Source organism: Acinetobacter sp. SM34, from assembly GCF_022012365.1.
Lineage (GTDB): Bacteria > Pseudomonadota > Gammaproteobacteria > Pseudomonadales > Moraxellaceae > Acinetobacter.
In genome coordinates, this window is sequence record NZ_JAKLTP010000002.1 from 66,482 (window position 1) to 86,860 (window position 20,379).

Here is a 20,379-nt window from a genome sequence, read left to right on the forward strand (position 1 = left end):
CCCCATATTAATCTTAAGAATCTTAAGGCTGACCCCGAGGTTTGGAGAAGCATCATGGCTTATAGCGAAAAAGTAATTGATCATTACGAAAACCCTCGTAATGTTGGTGTTTTAGACAAAAATGCTGAAAATGTTGGTACAGGTATGGTCGGTGCACCAGCTTGTGGTGATGTAATGCGTCTTCAGATTCAAGTGAATGATGAAGGTGTAATTGAAGAAGCACGTTTCAAAACTTATGGTTGTGGTTCAGCTATTGCTTCTAGCTCACTTGTAACCGAGTGGTTAAAAGGCAAAACCCTTGATGAAGCACAAGCCATCAAGAACATCGACATTGCGACCGAACTGGCTCTACCTCCAGTAAAAGTACACTGTTCTGTACTTGCTGAAGATGCGATTAAAGCTGCTGTTGAAGACTATCGCAGCAAAAAAACAAAAGCTTAAGTGTTTCAAGTTTTTGATAAAAGATTAACGGAGTTTTCATGATCCATTTAACTGAAAATGCTGCAACTCATATCAGCAATTACCTAAAGAATCGCGGTAAGGGTGAAGGCATTCGCGTTGGGGTGAAAACTTCCGGCTGTTCTGGTTTGGCCTATGTACTCGAATTCGTCGATGAAGTCGATACACATGACCAGATGTTTGAGCAGTTTGGCGTTAAAGTTTTTGTTGACCCGAAAAGCCTGGTTTATCTTGAAGGTATGGAGATGGACTACGTGAAAAACGGTCTCAATGAAGGCTTCGAATTTAACAACCCGAATAAAAAAGGCGAATGTGGCTGTGGTGAATCTTTCACCGTTTAAACACCCAATCCCCTCTCTTTTGGTGATTAAAACAGTGTAAAATGCACTGTTTTAATTGCATTTAAGCAGTCAATTTTTGCATATCTATCGCGCGGATCCAATCTCCCATGAATCATTTTGAGTTGTTCAACCTCCCTGTAGCACTCGATATTGATTTGGCCACTTTAAAAAATGAATTTTTAAAGTTGCAGCAACAATATCATCCAGATAAAGCCGAAGACAAAGATCAGGCGCTGATTAAATCGAGCGAGATCAATCAGGCATTCAAGGCTTTATCCAATGTTGATAGCCGCGCTGCTTATCTCTTGAGTCTGAAAAAACAAGATTATCATCTGGATCAATCAATTGGGGATTTCGAATTTTTACAGTCTGCACTGGAAATTCGTGAACAGCTAGATGAAGCTGCATCGGCTGAGGATCTGGTTTCCTTAAAGCACGAAGTTCAGCAATGGATTGACGGTTTAGTCCGTGAATTTAAAATTGACTATGAAGATGAAGACTGGGGCGAAGCTCGCGATACCGTGCGTAAATTGCGTTTCTTTGTCAAGGTATTGGCTGACATCGACAAAGCTGAAGATCGTTTCCTTGATGATGACAGCTTTGATTTAGATGATGATTTTTAATTCGTTTTGATTTTATTTTTTAATTTTTAGTTCTAAGGATGTAACACAATGGCTCTCTTGCAAATTGCAGAACCCGGTCAATCAAGTGCACCGCATGAACATCGCATCGCAATTGGTATTGACTTAGGTACAACGCATTCATTGGTTGCCACAGTACTTTCAGGTAAAGCCAAAGTACTCAACGACCAACAAGGTCGCGTGTTACTTCCCTCTATTGTGCACTATAGTCATAACAATACCCATTATGGCGATGAAGCCAAATCTTTTATTACTACAGATCCTAAAAACACCATTGTTTCGGTAAAGCGTTTTATGGGTCGCTCGGCTGCCGACATTAAATTCCAGCACCCCTACACACTCGTGGGTGAAGCAAATGAAATGCCCGCTTTTGAAACGGCTCAAGGTCGTAAAACCCCGGTAGAAATTTCAGCTGAAATTTTAAAACAGCTGAAAGACCGTGCAGAAAGCAGCTTAAATAATCCGGTCAATGGTGCTGTCATTACAGTACCGGCTTATTTTGATGAAGCACAACGTCAGGCAACCCGTGATGCGGCTCAACTGGCCGGTTTAAACGTTTTACGTTTGCTCAATGAGCCGACGGCTGCGGCTGTGGCTTATGGTTTAGACCAGGAAACCAATCTGGCACATGATCAAAACTATGTGATTTATGACCTAGGTGGCGGTACTTTCGACGTTTCTATTCTGCGTTTCTCGCAAGGCGTATTTGAGGTTCTGGCTACCGGTGGTCATACCGCACTAGGTGGTGATGACCTAGATCGTTTAATTGTGAAATGGGCTAAAAAACAGCTCAATGTTGAAACTTTAGATGATGCCGAATATGCGCATTTCATTGTTTCAGCACGTAAAGCCAAAGAAGCGCTGTCTGATGCTGAATCGGTTGAACTGAAAATTTTGGATCAAAGCTTAACGCTAGATCGTGCAACCTTTGAAGAGATCATCAAAGTTGCATTAGATAAAACTATCAGTGTCTGCAAACGCGTGATGCGTGATGCCAAACTTGAACTAGACGATATTAAAAATGTCGTTCTAGTCGGTGGTTCAACCCGTTCTTATGCCGTGCAAAAAGCCGTGCGTGATGTATTTAATCAAGAACCGCTTTGCACGATTAATCCAGATGAAGTAGTTGCAATTGGTGCATCCATTACAGCCAATCAACTGATTGGCAACTCCAAAGATGGTTCTTTATTATTGGACGTGACTCCACTATCGCTTGGTCTTGAAACCATGGGTGGATTGGTGGAACGTTTAATTTCACGTAATACTGCCATTCCGGTAGCACGACGTCAGGAATTTACCACGTATCAAGATGGTCAAACTGCCATGCTGATTCACGTGGTACAAGGTGAACGTGATCTGGTAGAGCATTGCCGCAGCTTGGGCCGTTTTGTCTTGCATGGCATTCCACCGATGACTGCTGGTCAGGCACGTATTGAAGTCACCTTCCAGGTGGATGCTGATGGCTTGCTAACTGTTGCTGCCAAAGAAACCACTTCGGGTGTACATGCACAAATTGACATTAAGCCATCCTACGGTTTATCGGATGCCGATACAGAACGCTTACTGATTGATGGTTTCAAATACGCTGAAGAAGATAAAAATCTTCGTCATATGCAAGAAACCAAGGTTGAAGCAAAACGTGAACTTGAAGCACTGGAACAAGCCCTAAAAGTGGATGCCCAACTGTTATCTGCAGATCAGCTGGCACAGTTACAACAAGCCAAAGCTCAGCTTGAAGTTCAACTCGAAACTACAGATGTCAAAGCTATTGAACAGGCTGTAGAACAGCTTAAAATACACAGTGACGCTTTTGCAGCTGCACGCATGAATCAACATATTGATGCAGCATTGAAAGGCACTAAACTTGATGACTGGTCAAACTCGGACAAATAAATAGGAAAAAATTATGCCACGTATTAAAGTTCTTCCACATGCGCAAATTTGCCCTAATGGTGCTGAGTTTGAAGTTGAACAGGATGCCAACCTGTGCGAAAGCCTGCTAAAAAATGGCATCAAGATTGAACATGCATGTGATATGTCTTGTGCATGTACCACTTGTCATGTTGTTGTTCGTAAAGGATTTGACAGTCTGGAAGAAATGACGGATGTCGAAGCAGATTTACTCGATCGCGCCTGGGGCTTGGAGCCGGATTCCCGTCTTTCATGCCAAGTTAAAATTGTCGATGAAGACCTGGAAGTTGAAATTCCCAAATATACAATTAACCATGCTTCTGAAAATAATTAATTGATTTAGAGATGAAAAAACCACGCAATAGCGTGGTTTTTTATATTTAAGCTGAAGCTAAATAAATATTTCTAGTGATACTGCTGGTCTTTCCGATCTTCCACTACATCTTCCAGACTCAGCTTTACAATCCCTTCTGAATTGGTCATTTTTTGCTGTTTTTCAATGCGCTTAATCATTTTTTCCAATACCTGGATCAGCTCTGGATATTCATAATTTTGCACTTCATCCAGATTCAGCAATAAATGAAAGCCTTTATATTCATAATCAAACCAGCGCTGATAATCTGATTTACGCGAAGTATATTTTTCCATGACCTGCCAAGTCTTGACTGGACCTTGAATACCCTTAAGTCTGATTGGTGCTTTAGGCGCACATAAATAATCATTTTTGATTAAATTATAGGTTTCATCTGAAATCAAAATTTCATCTACCGCTGCCGCACTTTGTAATCGTGCTGCCAAATTGGCATCCCGGCCAACAATGGTATAAGCCATACGATGCGCCGCACCATAGTTACCCACGTGACAATATCCGGTACTGATCCCCATACGAATATGCAAGGCCGGATAACCCATTTTAATCCAGCGCTCTCTGAGCAGTTTCATTTGCTGACGCATGTCAATCGCCATGTCCAGACAAGTTTTTGCATCTTGTTCAGCACCTTGCGAGATTGGATCACCAAAGAAAATCAGAATGGCATCACCCATAAACTTGTCGACTGTCGCTTCATACTGCTTGGCAATTTCCGTCATATGACTGAGATAGTCATTCAGCAAGAATGCTAAATCATCAGGAATCAGCGTTTCTGAAAGTTCGGTAAAACCTTGAATATCTGAAAAGAAAATAGTCATTTTTTTTCGTTTATATTCAATTTTGGCTTCCGATTCCCCTTTCATAATCGACTGCCACAACTGCACAGGTGCATAGCGGCTAAGCTGGTTGGCAAACTCCATATAACGATTCATTTGATCATAATAATAGGATTTGCGATTACTGATATGTTGAATCTGGCTGCTTTGGTAAAAACTGCCAACACCGAAAAAAGTAATTAAACAAATAAAGCCAAGTACAGTTAATTCACCGGTGGTTTGTTCAAAATACTCACCAAAACCAAAAATCAGAATATTACACAGATAAAAATTTGCTATTCCGATTAAACTTGCCAATGAGACCACTAAAAAAGAAATCTTGTTAGTGATTGCCGTATATAAAATGACAAACAGTGAAATAAAAGTCAGAACCAGGTTTAAATGAATAGCAGATAAAATAACCGAAATAACAATAACATCAGTAATAAATAAGACACTGCGTTTTATATTGGAATTATAACGATACTGTAACCAGGTCGATAATTTCGGCGTGACCAGAAAAATAACCAACAGAAAAAAAGGAATATAAATCTGGTATTGAGTGTCAGATGCCGTGTAATGATAGACAATCATCAGCAAAGACAACATCATATATCCCATCAAACGATGAAAATATTCAAATTGTCTTGGTTCTTTTCTAATCCAGTCGTCTAATGACACTCAATTCCTCCTGATCCAAGCCTTTACACCATAAATTCCATACTATGGCTTTTTCGATGACCAGAAATTAATCCATGCGCCAATCAAATGGCATGTCACCCTGACCGCGTAATGCAAGCATCAAGGTTTGACGCATATGCGCAAGAACTTCATTGGTATAAGGAACTGCGGGTGTACCCCAAACTGGTTTTGGCCAAGCCACGTCATTTTGGTAGCGAACCACATGATGAAAATGCAATTGCGGAACCATGTTTCCTAGTGCCGCAACATTCATCTTGTCTGCGCGGAATACACGTGCAAGCTGACTGGATAACCAGCTAGATTCACGCAGGAATTGTTCCTGGTCGGCCTGACTTAATTCATATAATTCGCTTACACCAGGTACGCGTGGAATCAAAATGAGCCACGGAAATTGCATATCATTCATTAAACGACATGTTGACAGTGGAAAGTCGCCTACAAAAAAAGTATCTTGAGCAAGTTGTGGATGCAAACTAAACATATCTTTATAAATTATGCAAAATTAGAATGATGGCTAATACTATCACATACAATGGGACGTGAATATTCTATGCAATGGGTTTCATTACAAATAAACCACTATTTGCACTGAACATGCTAACACGTTTGAATTTAATAAATTTCTTTAAAAAATCAAGTGCTTCATGACTAGAATGATTCAAATCCGGGCAATTTTAAAAATGAGTGCATAATATTTATGCACCCTGCAGCAGATCAGCGAATTTCTTTTAATAAATTATCCAGTAAATCGACAATGAACTGGATACGTTTTTGATAATCTTCCAGCATCACCATCACTTTTAAACGCTGTCCGCCATCCATACGGAAAAAAGTCGGATGTTTTTGCATCATCTGAATAATGCTGATGGCCTGTACCGGCGTATCGGGTGAAAATTCAATATGACCACCATGTGAACTGATATCAACTTTGGTAATGCCCAGCTGCTCTGCCTTGAGCCGAATCTGATGTACAGCAAACAACTGTTTCACTGGCTGAGGCGGCACACCAAAACGGTCAATCAACTCCATGCGGATATTATCGAGTTTTTCCTGTGTATCGGTATTACTGATACGCTTATAGAACAGTAAACGCTGATGTACATCTCCCAGATACTCATCTGGAATCAGCGCCGGCATATGCAGATTAATTTCCGCAATTAAGGACAATGGTGCATCGAAATTCGGAGTTTTGCCTTTTTGAATGGCTTTGGTCGCTTTTTCCAGCATTTCCATATACAGGCTATAACCAATCGCCTGCATGGAACCACTTTGCTGCTCGCCTAAAAGCTCACCCGCACCACGAATTTCCAGATCTTCCGTCGCCAGCATGAAACCGGCACCTAAATTCGATGCACGCTGAATCGCATCCAGACGTTTTTCTGCATCCCCTTTTAAGCCTTTAAGTGAAGGCACTAACAGATAAGCATAGGCTTGATGGTGCGAACGTCCCACACGACCACGTAACTGATGTAACTGTGCCAGACCTAATTTGTCGGCACGTTCAATCAAGATGGTATTGGCATTGGGTACATCAATTCCGGTTTCAATAATGGTTGAACAGACCAGAACATTGTATTCCTTGTGATAGAACTGCTGCATCACCTGCTCCAGTTCACGTTCACGCATTTGTCCATGGGCAACCGCTACCCGCGCTTCAGGCACCAGCTCGCGAATATTTTCCGCCGCTCTTTCAATACTGTCGACTTCATTATGCAAGAAATAAACCTGCCCGCCACGCAGCAATTCACGCAGAATTGCTTCTTTAATCGATTCATTGGTCTGTTCCTGCACAAAGGTTTTCACAGCCAAACGGCGTGCTGGCGGGGTTGCGATAATCGACAGATCACGCATCCCGCTAAAAGCCATATTTAAAGTACGCGGGATTGGCGTAGCCGTCAGGGTCAGCATATCGACATCTGCCCGCATAGCTTTAATACGTTCTTTATCACGCACACCAAAACGATGCTCTTCATCGACAATCATCAAGCCTAGGTTTTTAAACTGGATACTTTCCTGCAAAATTTTATGCGTACCAATCACAATATCCACTTTACCTTCAGCCAGGTCTTCAATGGTTTTGCTATGTGATTTACTTGAACCAAAGCGTGAAAGCACTTCAATACGAATCGGCCAGTCGGCAAAACGGTCCCTAAAGGATTCATAGTGCTGCTGTGCCAGCAAGGTCGTCGGAACCAGAACCGCCACCTGCTTGTTGTTTTGTACCGCTAAAAATGCAGCACGCATTGCCACTTCGGTTTTACCGAAGCCCACATCGCCACACACCAGACGATCCATCGGTTTGGCCAGCTGCATATCATGTAGGGTTGCTTCAATCGCATTGGCCTGATCCAGAGTTTCCTCATAGGCAAAACCACTGGAAAACTGCATATATGAGCTTTGTTCCAGCTCAAAATTAAAGCCAGGTTTGGCATGACGGCGTGCCTGAATATGTAACAGTTCAGCGGCAACATCATGAATCTGTTCCAAAGCTTTACGTTTTGCCTTGTTCCAGGCATCGGTACCCAGTTTATGCAAAGGCGCTAAATCCGGATCACCACCACTATAACGGCTGATTAAATGCAGATTGGTGACCGGCACATACACCTTGGCCGCATCAGCATAATCAAGCTGTAAAAACTCATGCTCCTGATCATCAATGCTTAAAGTGACCAAGCCGGCGTAACGCCCCACACCATAATCAATATGCACCACCGGTGCACCGATACTCAGTTCTGTTAAACTGCGAATCAGGAATTCTTCAGATACTTCTTGTTGACGCTTACGGCGGCGCTGTACCACACGATGTTCATAAAGCTGGTTTTCCGAGATGACGGTGAGCTGATTCGGAATGACCAGACCACGATCCAGTGGTGCACTGGTAATGGCTATTGCATGTAAAGAGCTTCTAAATTGCGCGTAGTTTTCAACATTGGGAATGTCCCCCAGCGCTGGACGCAAGGCATCTTTGAGCGTTTCACGACGGCCTGCACTTTCAGCCACCAACAGTACCGGATGATTGGCCGCATCAATATACTTTTTAACCGCTGAAAATGGTTTTTCCTGTTTTGGGTCCACCGGTAAACGCGGAGGAGTTTCCGTGTTGAAATTAATCACACCGGTTTTTTCGACAAATTCTTCAGCTGAGGCGATGATTCTGGCGAACTGATTCAGCTGCTCTAAAACCTGATTCGGCTGCAGGAAAATATCTTCTGGCGGCAAGATAGGATGATCGACATTATGACGGCGATCTTCATAACGGCGAACCACATCCTTCCAAAAACTGGTTAAACCTTCATCCAGATGCTTATCTGTAATGACAATGCCATTCTTGGGTAAGTATGCCATCAGCGTACTTTGCGTATCCATGGCCTGTTTACTAAAGAATAAAGGAAAATAGAACTCTAGACCCGGCGATGCAATGCCTTCTAAAACATCTTGATAGATTGGATTTTTCTTCGGATTTGCCTGAGGAAAACTTTCTGCATAACGATCACGGAACGTTGCGCGTCCTTCTTTAAGGGGAAATTCCTTGGCGGGTAAAACCGAAAACTGTTGCAGCGTTTGAGTGGTTCTTTGCGTTTCAGGATCAAAAAACTTTAAGCTTTCAATTTCATCATCAAACAAATCGATACGAATCGGTGCACTTTGTCCGGACGCATAGATATCCATAATGCTGCCGCGCACAGCGAATTCACCATGATCATATACAGTATCAACCAGATGATAGCCTGCCTGGATTAAACGCAGTTTTTGTTGTTCCAGTTCAAATTTTTGCCCCACTTGAATATCAAAATGTTCACCTAATATCCATGAGGTCGGTGCAACACGCTGTGCCAGAGTCGATGCAGAAAGCAGCAACACGCCCTGCTGTGGCATATTGGATAAAATGGAAAGCCGTTCTGACACGATATCCTGATGTGGAGATAAACGATCGTAGGGCAAAATTTCCCAATCTGGGAAAATGGTCGGTTTTATGCCATAAAATTCCAGTTCACTTTCCAACTGTCCCAAATGCTGATTATTTCTGGCAACAATAATGAATAATTGCTTGCTTTGCGTGGCAATTTTTTTGAACAATAACGCGGCAGATGAGCCTTGTAAATTACCGACCCAGCGTTTTTCGCCTGCTTTTAATTGTGGCAGATTCAGTTGAGAAATTTCTTGTTGGAACATGTATATAGCTTTTGGTCTAAATGACATGAGCTGTATCTTAACATGGGTTTTTTCTTGGTTGAGTTATTTTTATATGCAGCTCATGCTGGCATCCAAATCCTTTTAGATGCCGAATGTACAAGCATCTATCGCATTATTTTTCGCGCAGAAAATTACGATAGTAATCATTCAGCTTTTTGATGATTTGTTTCAACTGCAACAGGTTTTCTTCGTTATTGCCTAATCGGGCTACAAAGCGCTGATTAGCGATTTCCAGATCAATTTTTTCATTAATCAGAATGGCAGTAAAATACAGAACTTTTAAATCGTCAAAGTTATTCAGTTTGCGATTGGAAAAATAGCTCAAACGTTCAGAGAGCTGATTGACGACAATACCATCGACAATATAGCCCTGCTCCGGATCGAACTGGATATTGTTTTCTTGGAGAAACAATTGTTCAGGAGAAGGGTTTGAACTTTTAAACAGTCCTGAACCTGTAAATAGTCCGGCAAGTTTATTTAGCATGGGCATGGTACATAGAAAAAATTCCAACCATTTTAACCCTGAGCTGCACCAGCTTCACCCCTATTTTTCATTAAAGAGTAGCGATTTAACTGCTACTCCTTTAAAGGAATAGATAATAGAAGCTACATCTTCTGTATTAACTCACCTGTGACAATAGTTCATGTGGTGTTGTCACTTCTGAAACCAGATTACTGAAAGCAAAGATTTCATCTAACTGCTCTTGAGTTAGCAATGCCTGCTCTAAAACCACCTGTTGAATGGTTTTATTTTCCACAATACATTGCTTGCCAATTTCATCGCATTTGGCATGCCCCAGAATTGGATCGAGTAAAGTCACAATGCCCACGCTACGCATCACGGCGTCATAGCAGGCCTGCTTATTGGCTTGGATGCCTTTTATACATTTAGTATCCAGACTTGAAATGGCTCGGGTCAGTAATTCAATCGATTCATTAATTGCAACAGCAATCACCGGTTCCATGACATTAAGCTGTAATTGACCTGCTTCAGCAGCCATGGTCACGGTTAAATCATTGCCAATCACTTTATAGGCGATCTGATTCACCACTTCAGGAATCACCGGATTGATTTTGGCTGGCATAATGGATGAGCCAGCTTGCAATTCAGGTAACCGAATTTCCGCCAAACCGGTACGCGGCCCCGAGCTTAGTAAACGTAAGTCATTACATATTTTTGAAAGTTTAACCGCCAGACGTTTCAGCGCACTGGATAAAATAATAAATACACCGCAATCGCTGGTGGCTTCAACATAGTCTTCCGCCCCCATTAAATTCAGCCCGGTAATTTTATTTAAAGATTGAATCGCTTCATGCGCATAACCTTGAGGGGTATTTACCCCGGTACCAATGGCTGTAGCGCCTAAATTCACTTCAAGTAAAAGCTCACGGGTACGCTGAATTAAACGGATATCTTCTTTTAACAAAGTTGCAAAAGCACGAAACTCTTGCCCCAACGTCATCGGAACTGCATCTTGTAATTGGGTACGTCCCATTTTTAAAACAAACTGAAACTCAACAACCTTGATATGCAGCGTATCAATCAATTTTTGCATCTGAAGCAATAAATCATCCAGACTATAATAGGTCGCCAAGCGTAACGCGGTTGGATATACGTCATTGGTGGATTGGGATTTATTGACATGATCATTGGGATGAATATGTTCATATTGCCCCTTATGAAAACCTAAATGCTCTAAGGCAATATTGGCCAATACCTCATTGGTATTCATATTAATAGACGTTCCAGCTCCGCCCTGATAAACATCTAATGGAAAAGCCTCACTCCATTTTTCCGGAAATTCGATGAGTTCATTACATGCCAGCTGAATCACCTGACTGACTTGTTCCGAAATTTTGCTAAATTTTAAATTGGTTTGTGCCGAAGCTTTTTTAACCTGCGCCAAAGCCCGAATAAAATGCGGCTGGCTTCCAACTTTCTGATTAGAGATTTGAAAATTCTCTAAAGCCCGTAAAGTATGAATGCCGTAATAACATGCTGCTGGAACTTCCTTTGCTCCCAACAAATCACGTTCTATTCTTGTATTATCGCTTTGAACTGTAGACACTTTAAATATACTCACATGTATGCACTAGAATTGTGCAATTGAAAAAATATTAAAGCTTTGCTCAATTTTGAATATTGTAAAAAGATATTTATTTGGCAAGGCTCTATAACGAATTGCAGCAGCTTTGTAGCTAGTGTAAGCACTTGTAACTACCTTTTCCGCTTCCAATTTTTCTCATCAAAAAATGAAACTCAAAAATCTTTAAGACTGATTTTTAATTCACAATAAGCCTTTATGCTGACCCGATGAATGACATTAAGCACCATATTTATAATGAATTGATTTTACTATATTTTTCAATTTATATCTGAAAATACATTCCGCTACACAACACGTCATTAAATCCCTTAGAAATGTTACAGAAGGTAATTTCAATTTTATGTTTGAATCAGCGCCTTACTGAATCTGTATAAAAATTCATCTTGGACAGATGTATTTCTAAGCACACAAGGATGGGCAAATGAGTCAACTGAACCCGACATTAATCACATTTATTTTATATATCATTGCCATGGTCGGTATTGGGCTGTATGCCTATAAAGCCACCAGCGACTTTTCAGATTATATTCTCAGTGGGCGTAGTCTAGGCAGTGTGGTCACTGCCCTTTCCGCAGGAGCTTCCGATATGAGCGGCTGGCTGCTGATGGGCTTGCCTGGAGCGATTTATCTTTCGGGCTTATCTGAAGCCTGGATTGCCATTGGGCTGATTATTGGCGCATGGCTGAATTGGCTGCTGGTTGCAGGTCGCTTAAGGGTGCATACCGAAGTTCAGAATAATGCTTTAACCTTGCCGGATTATTTCACCAGTCGTTTTGCCGATCGCAAACGTGTACTACGAATTATTTCGGCTTTGGTTATTCTGGTGTTTTTCTCGATTTATTGTGCGTCCGGTATGGTGGCAGGTGCTCGATTATTCGAAAGTATTTTTGGCATGTCTTATACTACTGCCCTTTGGATCAGTGCCATTGCAACAATTAGTTATGTCTGTATCGGTGGCTTTCTGGCGATTAGCTGGACAGATACTTTCCAGGCAGGACTGATGATTTTTGCGCTGCTGCTTACACCCATTATGGCTTATCTGGCACTGGGTGATCATAGCCAGCAGTTTGCAAGCATGATTGAAACGGCTCGTCCGCATGCCAGCAATATGCTTTCAGGTTTAAGTACAGTCGCCATCCTATCTTCCCTTGCATGGGGCTTAGGCTATTTTGGTCAGCCACATATTCTGGTGCGTTTTATGGCGGCCGATTCTGTAAAGACCATTCCTGCTGCACGTCGTATTGGCATGAGCTGGATGATTTTGTGTTTAGGCGGTGCCATGGGTGCAGGTTATATCGGTATCGCCTACTTTCAGCAACATCCTGAATTATCTGCTGTAGTTTCGCAAAATCCTGAAACTATATTTATGGAACTGACCAAAATTTTGTTTAATCCCTGGATTGCAGGCGTGATTTTGGCGGCAATTTTGGCTGCGGTAATGAGTACCCTGAGCTGTCAGCTTTTGGTCTGCTCAAGCACCCTGACGGAAGATTTGTATAAAGCGTTCTTGCGCAAAAATGCTTCGCAAAAGGAATTGGTTTGGGTTGGACGCTTGATGGTACTGGCGATTGCAGTACTTGCCATTATTCTGGCAAGCAACCCGAACAGTAAAGTGCTCGGTCTGGTGGCTTATGCATGGGCAGGATTTGGTGCTGCATTTGGCCCACTCATTATCCTGTCTTTATTCTGGAAACGCATGACCTTAAACGGCGCAATCACGGGCATTATTGTCGGTGCTGTGACGGTTATTTTATGGAAGAACACTATGGCCAGTACGGGACTGTATGAAATTATTCCCGGTTTCATTCTGTCCTTTGTGGGGATTGTGGTAGTGAGCTTATTAGAAAAAGCGCCTTCACCAGAAGTCATTCAGCGTTTTAAGCAGGCAGATGAATTGTACAAGAAAGAAATGGCAGAGTTGCAAAATGGAATACCGGCTCAACCTGAAAATTCACTATAAATTTCGGATGAGTTGTATCAAAATTTGAATGCGATATAAGGGGCTTATGCCCCACTGCTGTCCTATAGTTAAAGTCCATCTATTAGATTCGCGAGTGTGGCAGGGATGCCACACATTCCCCATCATGACAGGATGTCGTGTATGGGGAATAAAGACTTTTGCCTACTTTTGGTCTGTCAAAAGTAGGATTTAGCCTACACAAAGCCATTTAAACCTTTAAAGAAAAGACAAGGCTGTGAAAAATATAAATATCAGATATTTAAAGATAACAAATCATCATGCTGGTTCAGTATTAACATCAAATTTAAATTATGGGACAGCAGTAGCTTATGCCCTTTGTCTTATTTTTTATCCTTTGGTTTTCAGATAAATTTTGGAACTTTCCTTAATCACTTCCATCACCGGATAGCTTCGTGTTTCCTTAATTCCGGGAAGCTGCCACAGCACCTGCCCTGAAATTTTCCGAAATTCTTCCATATTGGCACAGCGGATTTTCACCACAAAGTCGAATCCGCCACTGATCATGTGACATTCCACAATTTCAGGATATTGCATGATCGCATCAGAAAATTCTTCCAAAACATTGGGTGTGGTTTTGTCCAGTAAAATCTCGACAAAAACCACAAAACTGGCATTCAGCATGTCAGGATTCAGCTTGGCTTCATAGCCCAGAATAAACCCATCTTTAGCCAGTTTCTGCACCCTGGCCAAGGCCGCCGTCGGGGACAAATTCACCGCTTCGGCCAGTTTGATATTCGAAATCCGGCCATCATTTTGCAGAATATCTAAAATTTTGATATCTGTTCGGTCCAGGGTAAAAATCGGGCTGCGCATCAGCATTATTCTCTAAAATAAACCAAAATTATAGTGAGTTATTCGGCATTCTTTCTGTAATCATAAATTATATAAAGCATTTTACTCAACAAAAATTTGGCAGTCACAGGATGTTGGCATGAATATGATGGACACTGAAACCCGCTTTGACCAGGCAAAACCTCACTTTGGATATATTACCGAATTCAAAGAAAAAAATGATTATGAAGTTGAGGTAAATACTGCCTGGCGCCGTGCTGAACCTGACTGTGTTGAACATTTGCTCGAACATAGCCAGATTTCTGAACAGCTGAACCAGCGCATTTATGATCTGGCATTCGACCTTGCTCATACTCTGCGCGAACGTAAAAGCTCAAATGGTAAAGCCGGGATCGTACAGGGATTATTGCAGGAGTTTTCACTTTCCTCTCAGGAAGGCATTGCCCTGATGTGTCTGGCGGAAGCCTTGCTGCGAATTCCGGACAGTGCCACTCGTGACTTGCTGATTCGTGACAAAATCAATCAGGGTAACTGGAAAGAGCATGTGGGGCAAAGCAGCCTGATGTTTGTCAATGCCGCAGCCTGGGGTCTCATGCTGACCGGCAAACTGATGGAAACGCCTAAACAAAAAAGTTTATCTGGCATCCTGACCTGTCTTTTGGCACGTAGTGGCCGCGGGATTATCCGCAAGGCTGTGGATGTCGCCATGCGCATGATGGGCGAGCAGTTTGTTACCGGTGAAACCATTCAGGAAGCCCTAGAACATGCAGAACCTTTAGAAGATAAAGGTTTCCGCTATTCCTATGACATGCTCGGTGAAGCCGCGCTGACCGAACATGATGCTGAACGTTATTTTCAGGATTATAGCAATGCCATCCATGCCATTGGTCAGGCTTCCAAAGACAAAGATGTTTATGATGGCCCAGGCATTTCCATCAAGCTTTCCGCCTTGCATCCACGTTATCAGCGCGCACAGATAGACCGTGTGCATGAAGAACTCTATCCAAAAGTACTGCAATTGGCGGAACTGGCGAAGCGCTACAATATTGGCCTCAATATTGATGCAGAAGAATCTGAGCGTCTGGAAATTTCCCTAGAATTATTAGAGCGTCTGTGTTTTGAGCCTAGTCTTGCTGACTGGAAAGGCATCGGTTTTGTGATTCAGGCCTATCAAAAACGCTGTTTCTACGTGGTCGACTATGTGGTGGATCTGGCCAAGCGCAGTCACAAACGCTTGATGATCCGTCTGGTCAAAGGGGCTTACTGGGATAGTGAAATCAAGATGGCCCAAATTGAGGGCATGACAGACTATCCGGTATTTACCCGTAAAGTGCATACCGATCTTTCCTATATTGCCTGTGCGAAAAAACTGTTGGCTGCGCCAGAGCAGATTTACCCGCAGTTTGCGACGCATAATGCCCAGACTTTGGCAACCATTTACCATCTGGCCAATCCGGACCAATATTACAACGGTCAATATGAATTCCAATGCCTGCATGGCATGGGCGAACCGCTGTATGAACAGGTGGTGGGCAATAAAACGGATAACAAACTGGGGGTGCCGTGCCGTATCTATGCCCCTGTAGGCAATCATGAAACCTTACTGGCTTATCTGGTGCGACGCTTACTGGAAAATGGCGCCAATACCTCTTTCGTCAATCGCATTGCCGATAAAAGCCTAAAAATTGAAGATCTGATTGAAAATCCGCATGCAGAAATTTTGAAAAATGCAGCCAAAGAATCACAGGTGGGTCAGAAGCACCCTGCTATTCCCCTGGCCCCTGATTTATACGGCGATAACCGTCCAAACTCGGCGGGTCTGGATTTAGCCAATGATCATGACCTGACCGACCTTAACCAGACTGCACAGAACCTGAGTCAGCATCAATGGCAGGCAAAAGCCTTGGGGAAAAACCTCGATCTTGAAAATGGCTCAACTGATACAAGCCCACAGTCACTCCTTATTGTGAATCCTGCCGATCATCTAGATATCGTGGGTCATGTACAAGAAGCAAGCGCTGATCAGGTCAATCAGGCCCTGGATCATGCCGTGAATGCACAAGCTGAATGGAGCAATACACCGAAAGACACGCGTGCTGCTTGCTTACAGCGTGCAGCAGATATCATGCAATCGCGTTTGCAGGAATTGATGATTTTACTCTGTCGTGAAAGTGGTAAAACCTATGCCAACGCCATTGCCGAAGTACGCGAAGCAATCGACTTCCTGCGTTATTACGCCGCGCAAATGATCGATCTGGATGATGACACCGTAATTCACCCCCTGGGCACCGTGTTATGCATCAGTCCGTGGAATTTCCCTTTGGCGATTTTCACCGGGCAAATTTCAGCGGCACTGGTGGCTGGAAATACCGTGATTGCCAAGCCTGCCGAGCAAACCCCTCTGATTGCCGCACAAGCGGTTCAGATTTTGTGGGAAGCCGGCATTCCTCAAGATGTACTGCAACTTCTTCCGGGTCAAGGTGAAACCGTCGGTGCACAGTTAAGTTCAGATACGCGTATTCAAGGCATCATGTTTACCGGTTCCACCGAGGTTGCCAAAATTTTGCAAAAGACCCTGGCTCAACGACTCAGTACTTCAGGTCAGCCTATTCCTTTAATTGCGGAAACAGGCGGTCAAAATGCCATGATTGTCGACTCATCGGCATTAACCGAACAGGTAATTCTGGATGTGGTCAGCTCGGCTTATGATAGTGCCGGTCAGCGCTGTTCAGCACTGCGTGTGCTTTGTGTGCAGGAAGACAATGCCGATAGTGTCATTCAGATGCTGAAAGGCGCGATGCAGCAACTGCGCGTAGGCAATCCGTTCCTGTTAAAGACTGATATCGGCCCTGTGATTGATGTGGAAGCACAAAGCAATATCCAAAAACATATTGACCAGATGCGCAGCAAAGGTCATTCCGTCCATCAATTAATGCTGAATGCAACACAGGATCCATCTTTAACCAAAGGCACTTTTATTCTACCGACTCTGATTGAATTACCGAATCTTGATGATTTGCAGCGAGAAGTATTTGGTCCGGTTCTACATGTGATCCGCTATAAATACGGTCAATTAGAAAACTTACTTGAACAGATCAATGCCAAAGGTTATGGCCTGACCATGGGACTGCATACCCGTATTGATGAAACCATTCAAACCGTGATTGCCCATGCAGAAGTCGGCAACCTATATATAAATCGTAATATTGTGGGTGCGGTGGTCGGTGTTCAGCCTTTTGGCGGTGAAGGCTTGTCCGGTACAGGTCCTAAAGCTGGCGGCCCGATTTACCTGTATCGTTTAATGCAGCACTGCTCTGCTAAAAAACTGGCTCAACCATTTGCAACTCAGACACAAGCTACACAGCCAGCGCATCAGCCTTTATATGAAGTGTTTTATCAATGGGCAGAAAAAACCTTCCCGCAATATCAATTGCAACCGTGCCCTGTCTTCTGTGCTGGCCATCATTATGAATTGCAAGGGCCGACCGGTGAAAGTAATCAATATGTGGTGTTGGCAAGAAAACGCGTATTGTCTTTAGCGGATCAGGAACAGGATCAGATTCAGCAATGGGCTGCAATTTTTGCGGTCAGCAGTCAGCCTGTGGTGCTGGCTGAAAATACTTTTGTGCTCAAATATCTTTCTAAAATGCCGAAAGAAATTGCGCAGCGTTTTGCCGTGATCCAGAACATCGAAACAGATGATTTTGATGCCGTGCTGCATCATGGAAGCAAAGCCCAATTGCAACGCTTACAGACTCAAATTGCTGACCTTTCAGGTGCGATTATCGGCATCACCCATTTAAAACCGCTTGATCACGATATTCCTTTAGAGCGCTTAGTAATTGAACGCGCGATCAGTATCAATACCGCAGCCGCAGGAGGTAATGCCAGCCTGATGACCTTAAATTAAAAGCTCAACTTCAACTTAAATTTAAATAGCTTTATCGCTGGACAACTATCCAGCTGTCGTTTCCTCTTTGCCAAGTCAACTTCTCCCTGGTCTGGTTGACTTGGTTTCTTTTTATATTTAATCCCCAAATTCAGGGACGCTTTATTGAATTGATGGGGCAAGCTTTAAATGGCTATAAATAAGTAATCTGAAGATCGACCTGAAATTTCAGTACAAACAATATTTCTGCCGCTGAATGGGCAATAAGTTTAGTCATCTGATTCAAACTTTGTTACCATCCCTGTTTTCAATGTGTTTGTGATTTTTACTGCATATGACTTCAGCTTATCAGTTACAACTTGATGCCAAGATTGCACGTATTTCTGCTCAATTTGCCGAATTTACCCCCCCTTCATTAGAAGTATTTCAGTCTCCTGAACAAAATTTCCGTATGCGCGCAGAATTCCGTATTTGGCATACTGAAGATGACATGTTCTATGCGATGTTTGAACGTAGTGAAGACAACCAGAAACAGGTGATTCGCATTGACGAATTCCCGATTGCAGATAAAAGTATTAATCAATTGATGCCGATTTTACTGCAAGAACTCAAAAGCAATCCGGTATTGTCTAAACGATTATTTGAAGTTCATTTTCTGGCGACTTTAAAAGGCGAAATGCTGGTGTCAATGATTTATCGTTGCCCGCTGGATGCCGAATGGGAAACATTGGCCAAACAACTGGCTGAAAAACTGAATATCAAATTGATTGGTCGTAGCCGCGGTCAAAAACTGGTATTAAGTGATGAGTTTGTGGTTGAAGAATTGCAAGTATTCGATCGTACTTATCAATATAAGCAAATCGAAAGCAGCTTTACCCAGCCGAATGCACAAGTCTGCCAGAAGATGCTGGAATGGGCATGCAATGCAGCTGAACAGTCCGATAAAGACTTGCTCGAATTGTACTGTGGTAATGGTAACTTCACCCTGCCGCTTTCAACCAAGTTTAATCGCGTACTGGCTACTGAACTGGCTAAATCATCGGTCTATGCAGCGCAGTGGAATATTGAACAAAACCAGATTGACAATATTCAGGTTGCTCGTCTGTCCGCTGAAGAATTTACCGAGGCCTATAATGGTGAACGTGAATTCCGCCGCTTGCAGGAAGCAGAAATCGACATCACCAGTTATGACTTTGATACGGTATTTGTCGATCCGCCACGTGCAGGTATTGATGATGAAACTTTGAAACTGATTCAACGCTTTGAACGTATCATTTATATTTCCTGTAATCCTGATACCTTGCACGACAACCTGAAAACCTTGTCAACGACACATAAAATCACCAGATTTGCGATGTTTGACCAGTTCCCCTACACTCATCATGTCGAATCGGGTGTACTCTTGGAAAAGATTTAAACAATTTATTTCATTGTAAAGTCTGGATGTGTTTTTACCTCAATGAAGCTCAACTGAGCTTCATTTTTATTTCATTGAAAATGAATCATTTATAAATAATTCTGAATAGTAAATCTCATAATATCGTTAAAGTGTTCAATTACTATCGGAAAATTGAAGGTTCAATTGCTCCTTTTATGGCTTTGGTAGACTTGTATTCCTCAAAAAACTGGATATATTTCGATCTATGTTAGGTTGTGTATGAAGGCTCTATGAGTTTTTGGCAAAAGCTGTTTTCTGCTAATCAACAGCAAAACGAACACAAGAATCAAATCACTTGTGTCGAAAATGATTGCTCTTGTAAATCGAATGAACAATTGATCCAGGCTTTAGCTCAAGCGACAGATGAAAAAGTCATCATTGGAATTAGAAAGGTTTTAGCTTCACGAGGTTATAGCCGTAAAGAGTTAAATGAATTACAGCATCTACCACTTCAATATTAGAGTCTAAACCCTCTAAATAAAGGCATTTAGTTAACTAAATGCCTTTTTTATTTGTCCATAAAAAACAGTTTATTTCCAGATATTTCTAGATTTTAATACTTCGAAACATAGTTTTCGCAATTCATCCAGAATTTGCTATTCCGCACATTTTAAAAGTGCTCTACTAAACGTATAAACACAAATAGATAAGTAAGTAAGTAAGTAAGTAAGTAAGTAAGTAAGTAAGTAAGTAAGAATAAAAGATAAAAAACAACAAAAGTAAAAAATAACAATAAGC

Annotated in this window: 15 protein-coding genes; 9 read left to right on the forward strand and 6 right to left on the reverse strand. The window is 42.3% G+C overall.

Going from position 1 to position 20,379, the window contains the following annotated elements:
• Positions 1-54: 54 nt before the first annotated feature.
• The 5 genes from iscU (at position 55) to fdx (ending at position 3,686) form a co-directional block, all read left to right on the forward strand.
• Entirely contained in the window at positions 55-441 is a 387-nt protein-coding gene (iscU, locus tag LZZ98_RS02065; protein WP_086174262.1) for a Fe-S cluster assembly scaffold IscU, read from the forward strand.
• 38 nt (positions 442-479) lie between these two features.
• A complete protein-coding gene (iscA, locus tag LZZ98_RS02070) occupies positions 480-800 on the forward strand; it encodes an iron-sulfur cluster assembly protein IscA (RefSeq protein ID WP_086196349.1) in 321 nt (106 codons plus the stop codon).
• A 107-nt stretch (positions 801-907) separates the two neighbouring features.
• Positions 908-1,423 carry a Fe-S protein assembly co-chaperone HscB gene (gene hscB / locus LZZ98_RS02075; RefSeq protein ID WP_237786438.1) on the forward strand — a complete coding sequence of 172 codons (516 nt, stop codon included), beginning with the start codon at positions 908-910 and terminating at the stop codon, positions 1,421-1,423.
• 48 nt (positions 1,424-1,471) lie between these two features.
• Positions 1,472-3,334, forward strand: a complete 1,863-nt coding sequence (hscA, locus tag LZZ98_RS02080) for a Fe-S protein assembly chaperone HscA (protein ID WP_237786439.1) — start codon at positions 1,472-1,474, stop codon at positions 3,332-3,334.
• 13 nt (positions 3,335-3,347) lie between these two features.
• Entirely contained in the window at positions 3,348-3,686 is a 339-nt protein-coding gene (fdx, locus tag LZZ98_RS02085) for an ISC system 2Fe-2S type ferredoxin (RefSeq protein WP_237786440.1), read from the forward strand.
• A 71-nt stretch (positions 3,687-3,757) separates the two neighbouring features.
• On the opposite strand, the gene LZZ98_RS02090 is transcribed toward fdx, so the two are convergent.
• From LZZ98_RS02090 to aspA, 5 genes are all read right to left on the reverse strand, one after another.
• Entirely contained in the window at positions 3,758-5,218 is a 1,461-nt protein-coding gene (locus tag LZZ98_RS02090) for an adenylate/guanylate cyclase domain-containing protein (RefSeq protein WP_237786441.1), read from the reverse strand.
• Between the two features lie 67 nt (positions 5,219-5,285).
• Positions 5,286-5,720 carry an HIT domain-containing protein gene (locus LZZ98_RS02095; protein ID WP_086174268.1) on the reverse strand — a complete coding sequence of 145 codons (435 nt, stop codon included), beginning with the start codon at positions 5,718-5,720 and terminating at the stop codon, positions 5,286-5,288.
• A 233-nt stretch (positions 5,721-5,953) separates the two neighbouring features.
• Entirely contained in the window at positions 5,954-9,412 is a 3,459-nt protein-coding gene (mfd, locus tag LZZ98_RS02100) for a transcription-repair coupling factor (RefSeq protein ID WP_237786442.1), read from the reverse strand.
• Between the two features lie 133 nt (positions 9,413-9,545).
• Positions 9,546-9,917 (reverse strand): hypothetical protein, encoded by a 372-nt coding sequence (locus LZZ98_RS02105; RefSeq protein ID WP_237786596.1) that lies wholly within the window; start codon positions 9,915-9,917, stop codon positions 9,546-9,548.
• A 136-nt stretch (positions 9,918-10,053) separates the two neighbouring features.
• A complete protein-coding gene (aspA, locus tag LZZ98_RS02110) occupies positions 10,054-11,502 on the reverse strand; it encodes an aspartate ammonia-lyase (protein ID WP_237786443.1) in 1,449 nt (482 codons plus the stop codon).
• Between the two features lie 460 nt (positions 11,503-11,962).
• On the opposite strand from aspA, the gene putP reads away from it, so the two are divergent.
• Positions 11,963-13,501, forward strand: a complete 1,539-nt coding sequence (putP, locus tag LZZ98_RS02115) for a sodium/proline symporter PutP (RefSeq protein WP_237786444.1) — start codon at positions 11,963-11,965, stop codon at positions 13,499-13,501.
• A gap of 348 nt (positions 13,502-13,849) precedes the next feature.
• Here putP and LZZ98_RS02120 read toward each other — a convergent pair whose 3' ends face one another.
• On the reverse strand, positions 13,850-14,335 hold the full coding sequence (locus LZZ98_RS02120; protein WP_092819505.1) for an Lrp/AsnC ligand binding domain-containing protein: 486 nt from the start codon (positions 14,333-14,335) through the stop codon (positions 13,850-13,852).
• Positions 14,336-14,462: 127 nt separating this feature from the next.
• Between LZZ98_RS02120 and putA the strand changes: the two genes are divergently transcribed.
• From putA to LZZ98_RS02135, 3 genes are all read left to right on the forward strand, one after another.
• A complete protein-coding gene (gene putA / locus LZZ98_RS02125; protein ID WP_442862682.1) occupies positions 14,463-18,224 on the forward strand; it encodes a trifunctional transcriptional regulator/proline dehydrogenase/L-glutamate gamma-semialdehyde dehydrogenase in 3,762 nt (1,253 codons plus the stop codon).
• A gap of 313 nt (positions 18,225-18,537) precedes the next feature.
• Entirely contained in the window at positions 18,538-19,620 is a 1,083-nt protein-coding gene (gene trmA, locus LZZ98_RS02130) for a tRNA (uridine(54)-C5)-methyltransferase TrmA (protein WP_237786446.1), read from the forward strand.
• A 251-nt stretch (positions 19,621-19,871) separates the two neighbouring features.
• Positions 19,872-20,102, forward strand: coding sequence for a hypothetical protein (locus LZZ98_RS02135; RefSeq protein WP_237786447.1), 231 nt, complete (start codon positions 19,872-19,874; stop codon positions 20,100-20,102).
• The last annotated feature ends 277 nt before the right edge of the window (positions 20,103-20,379 follow it).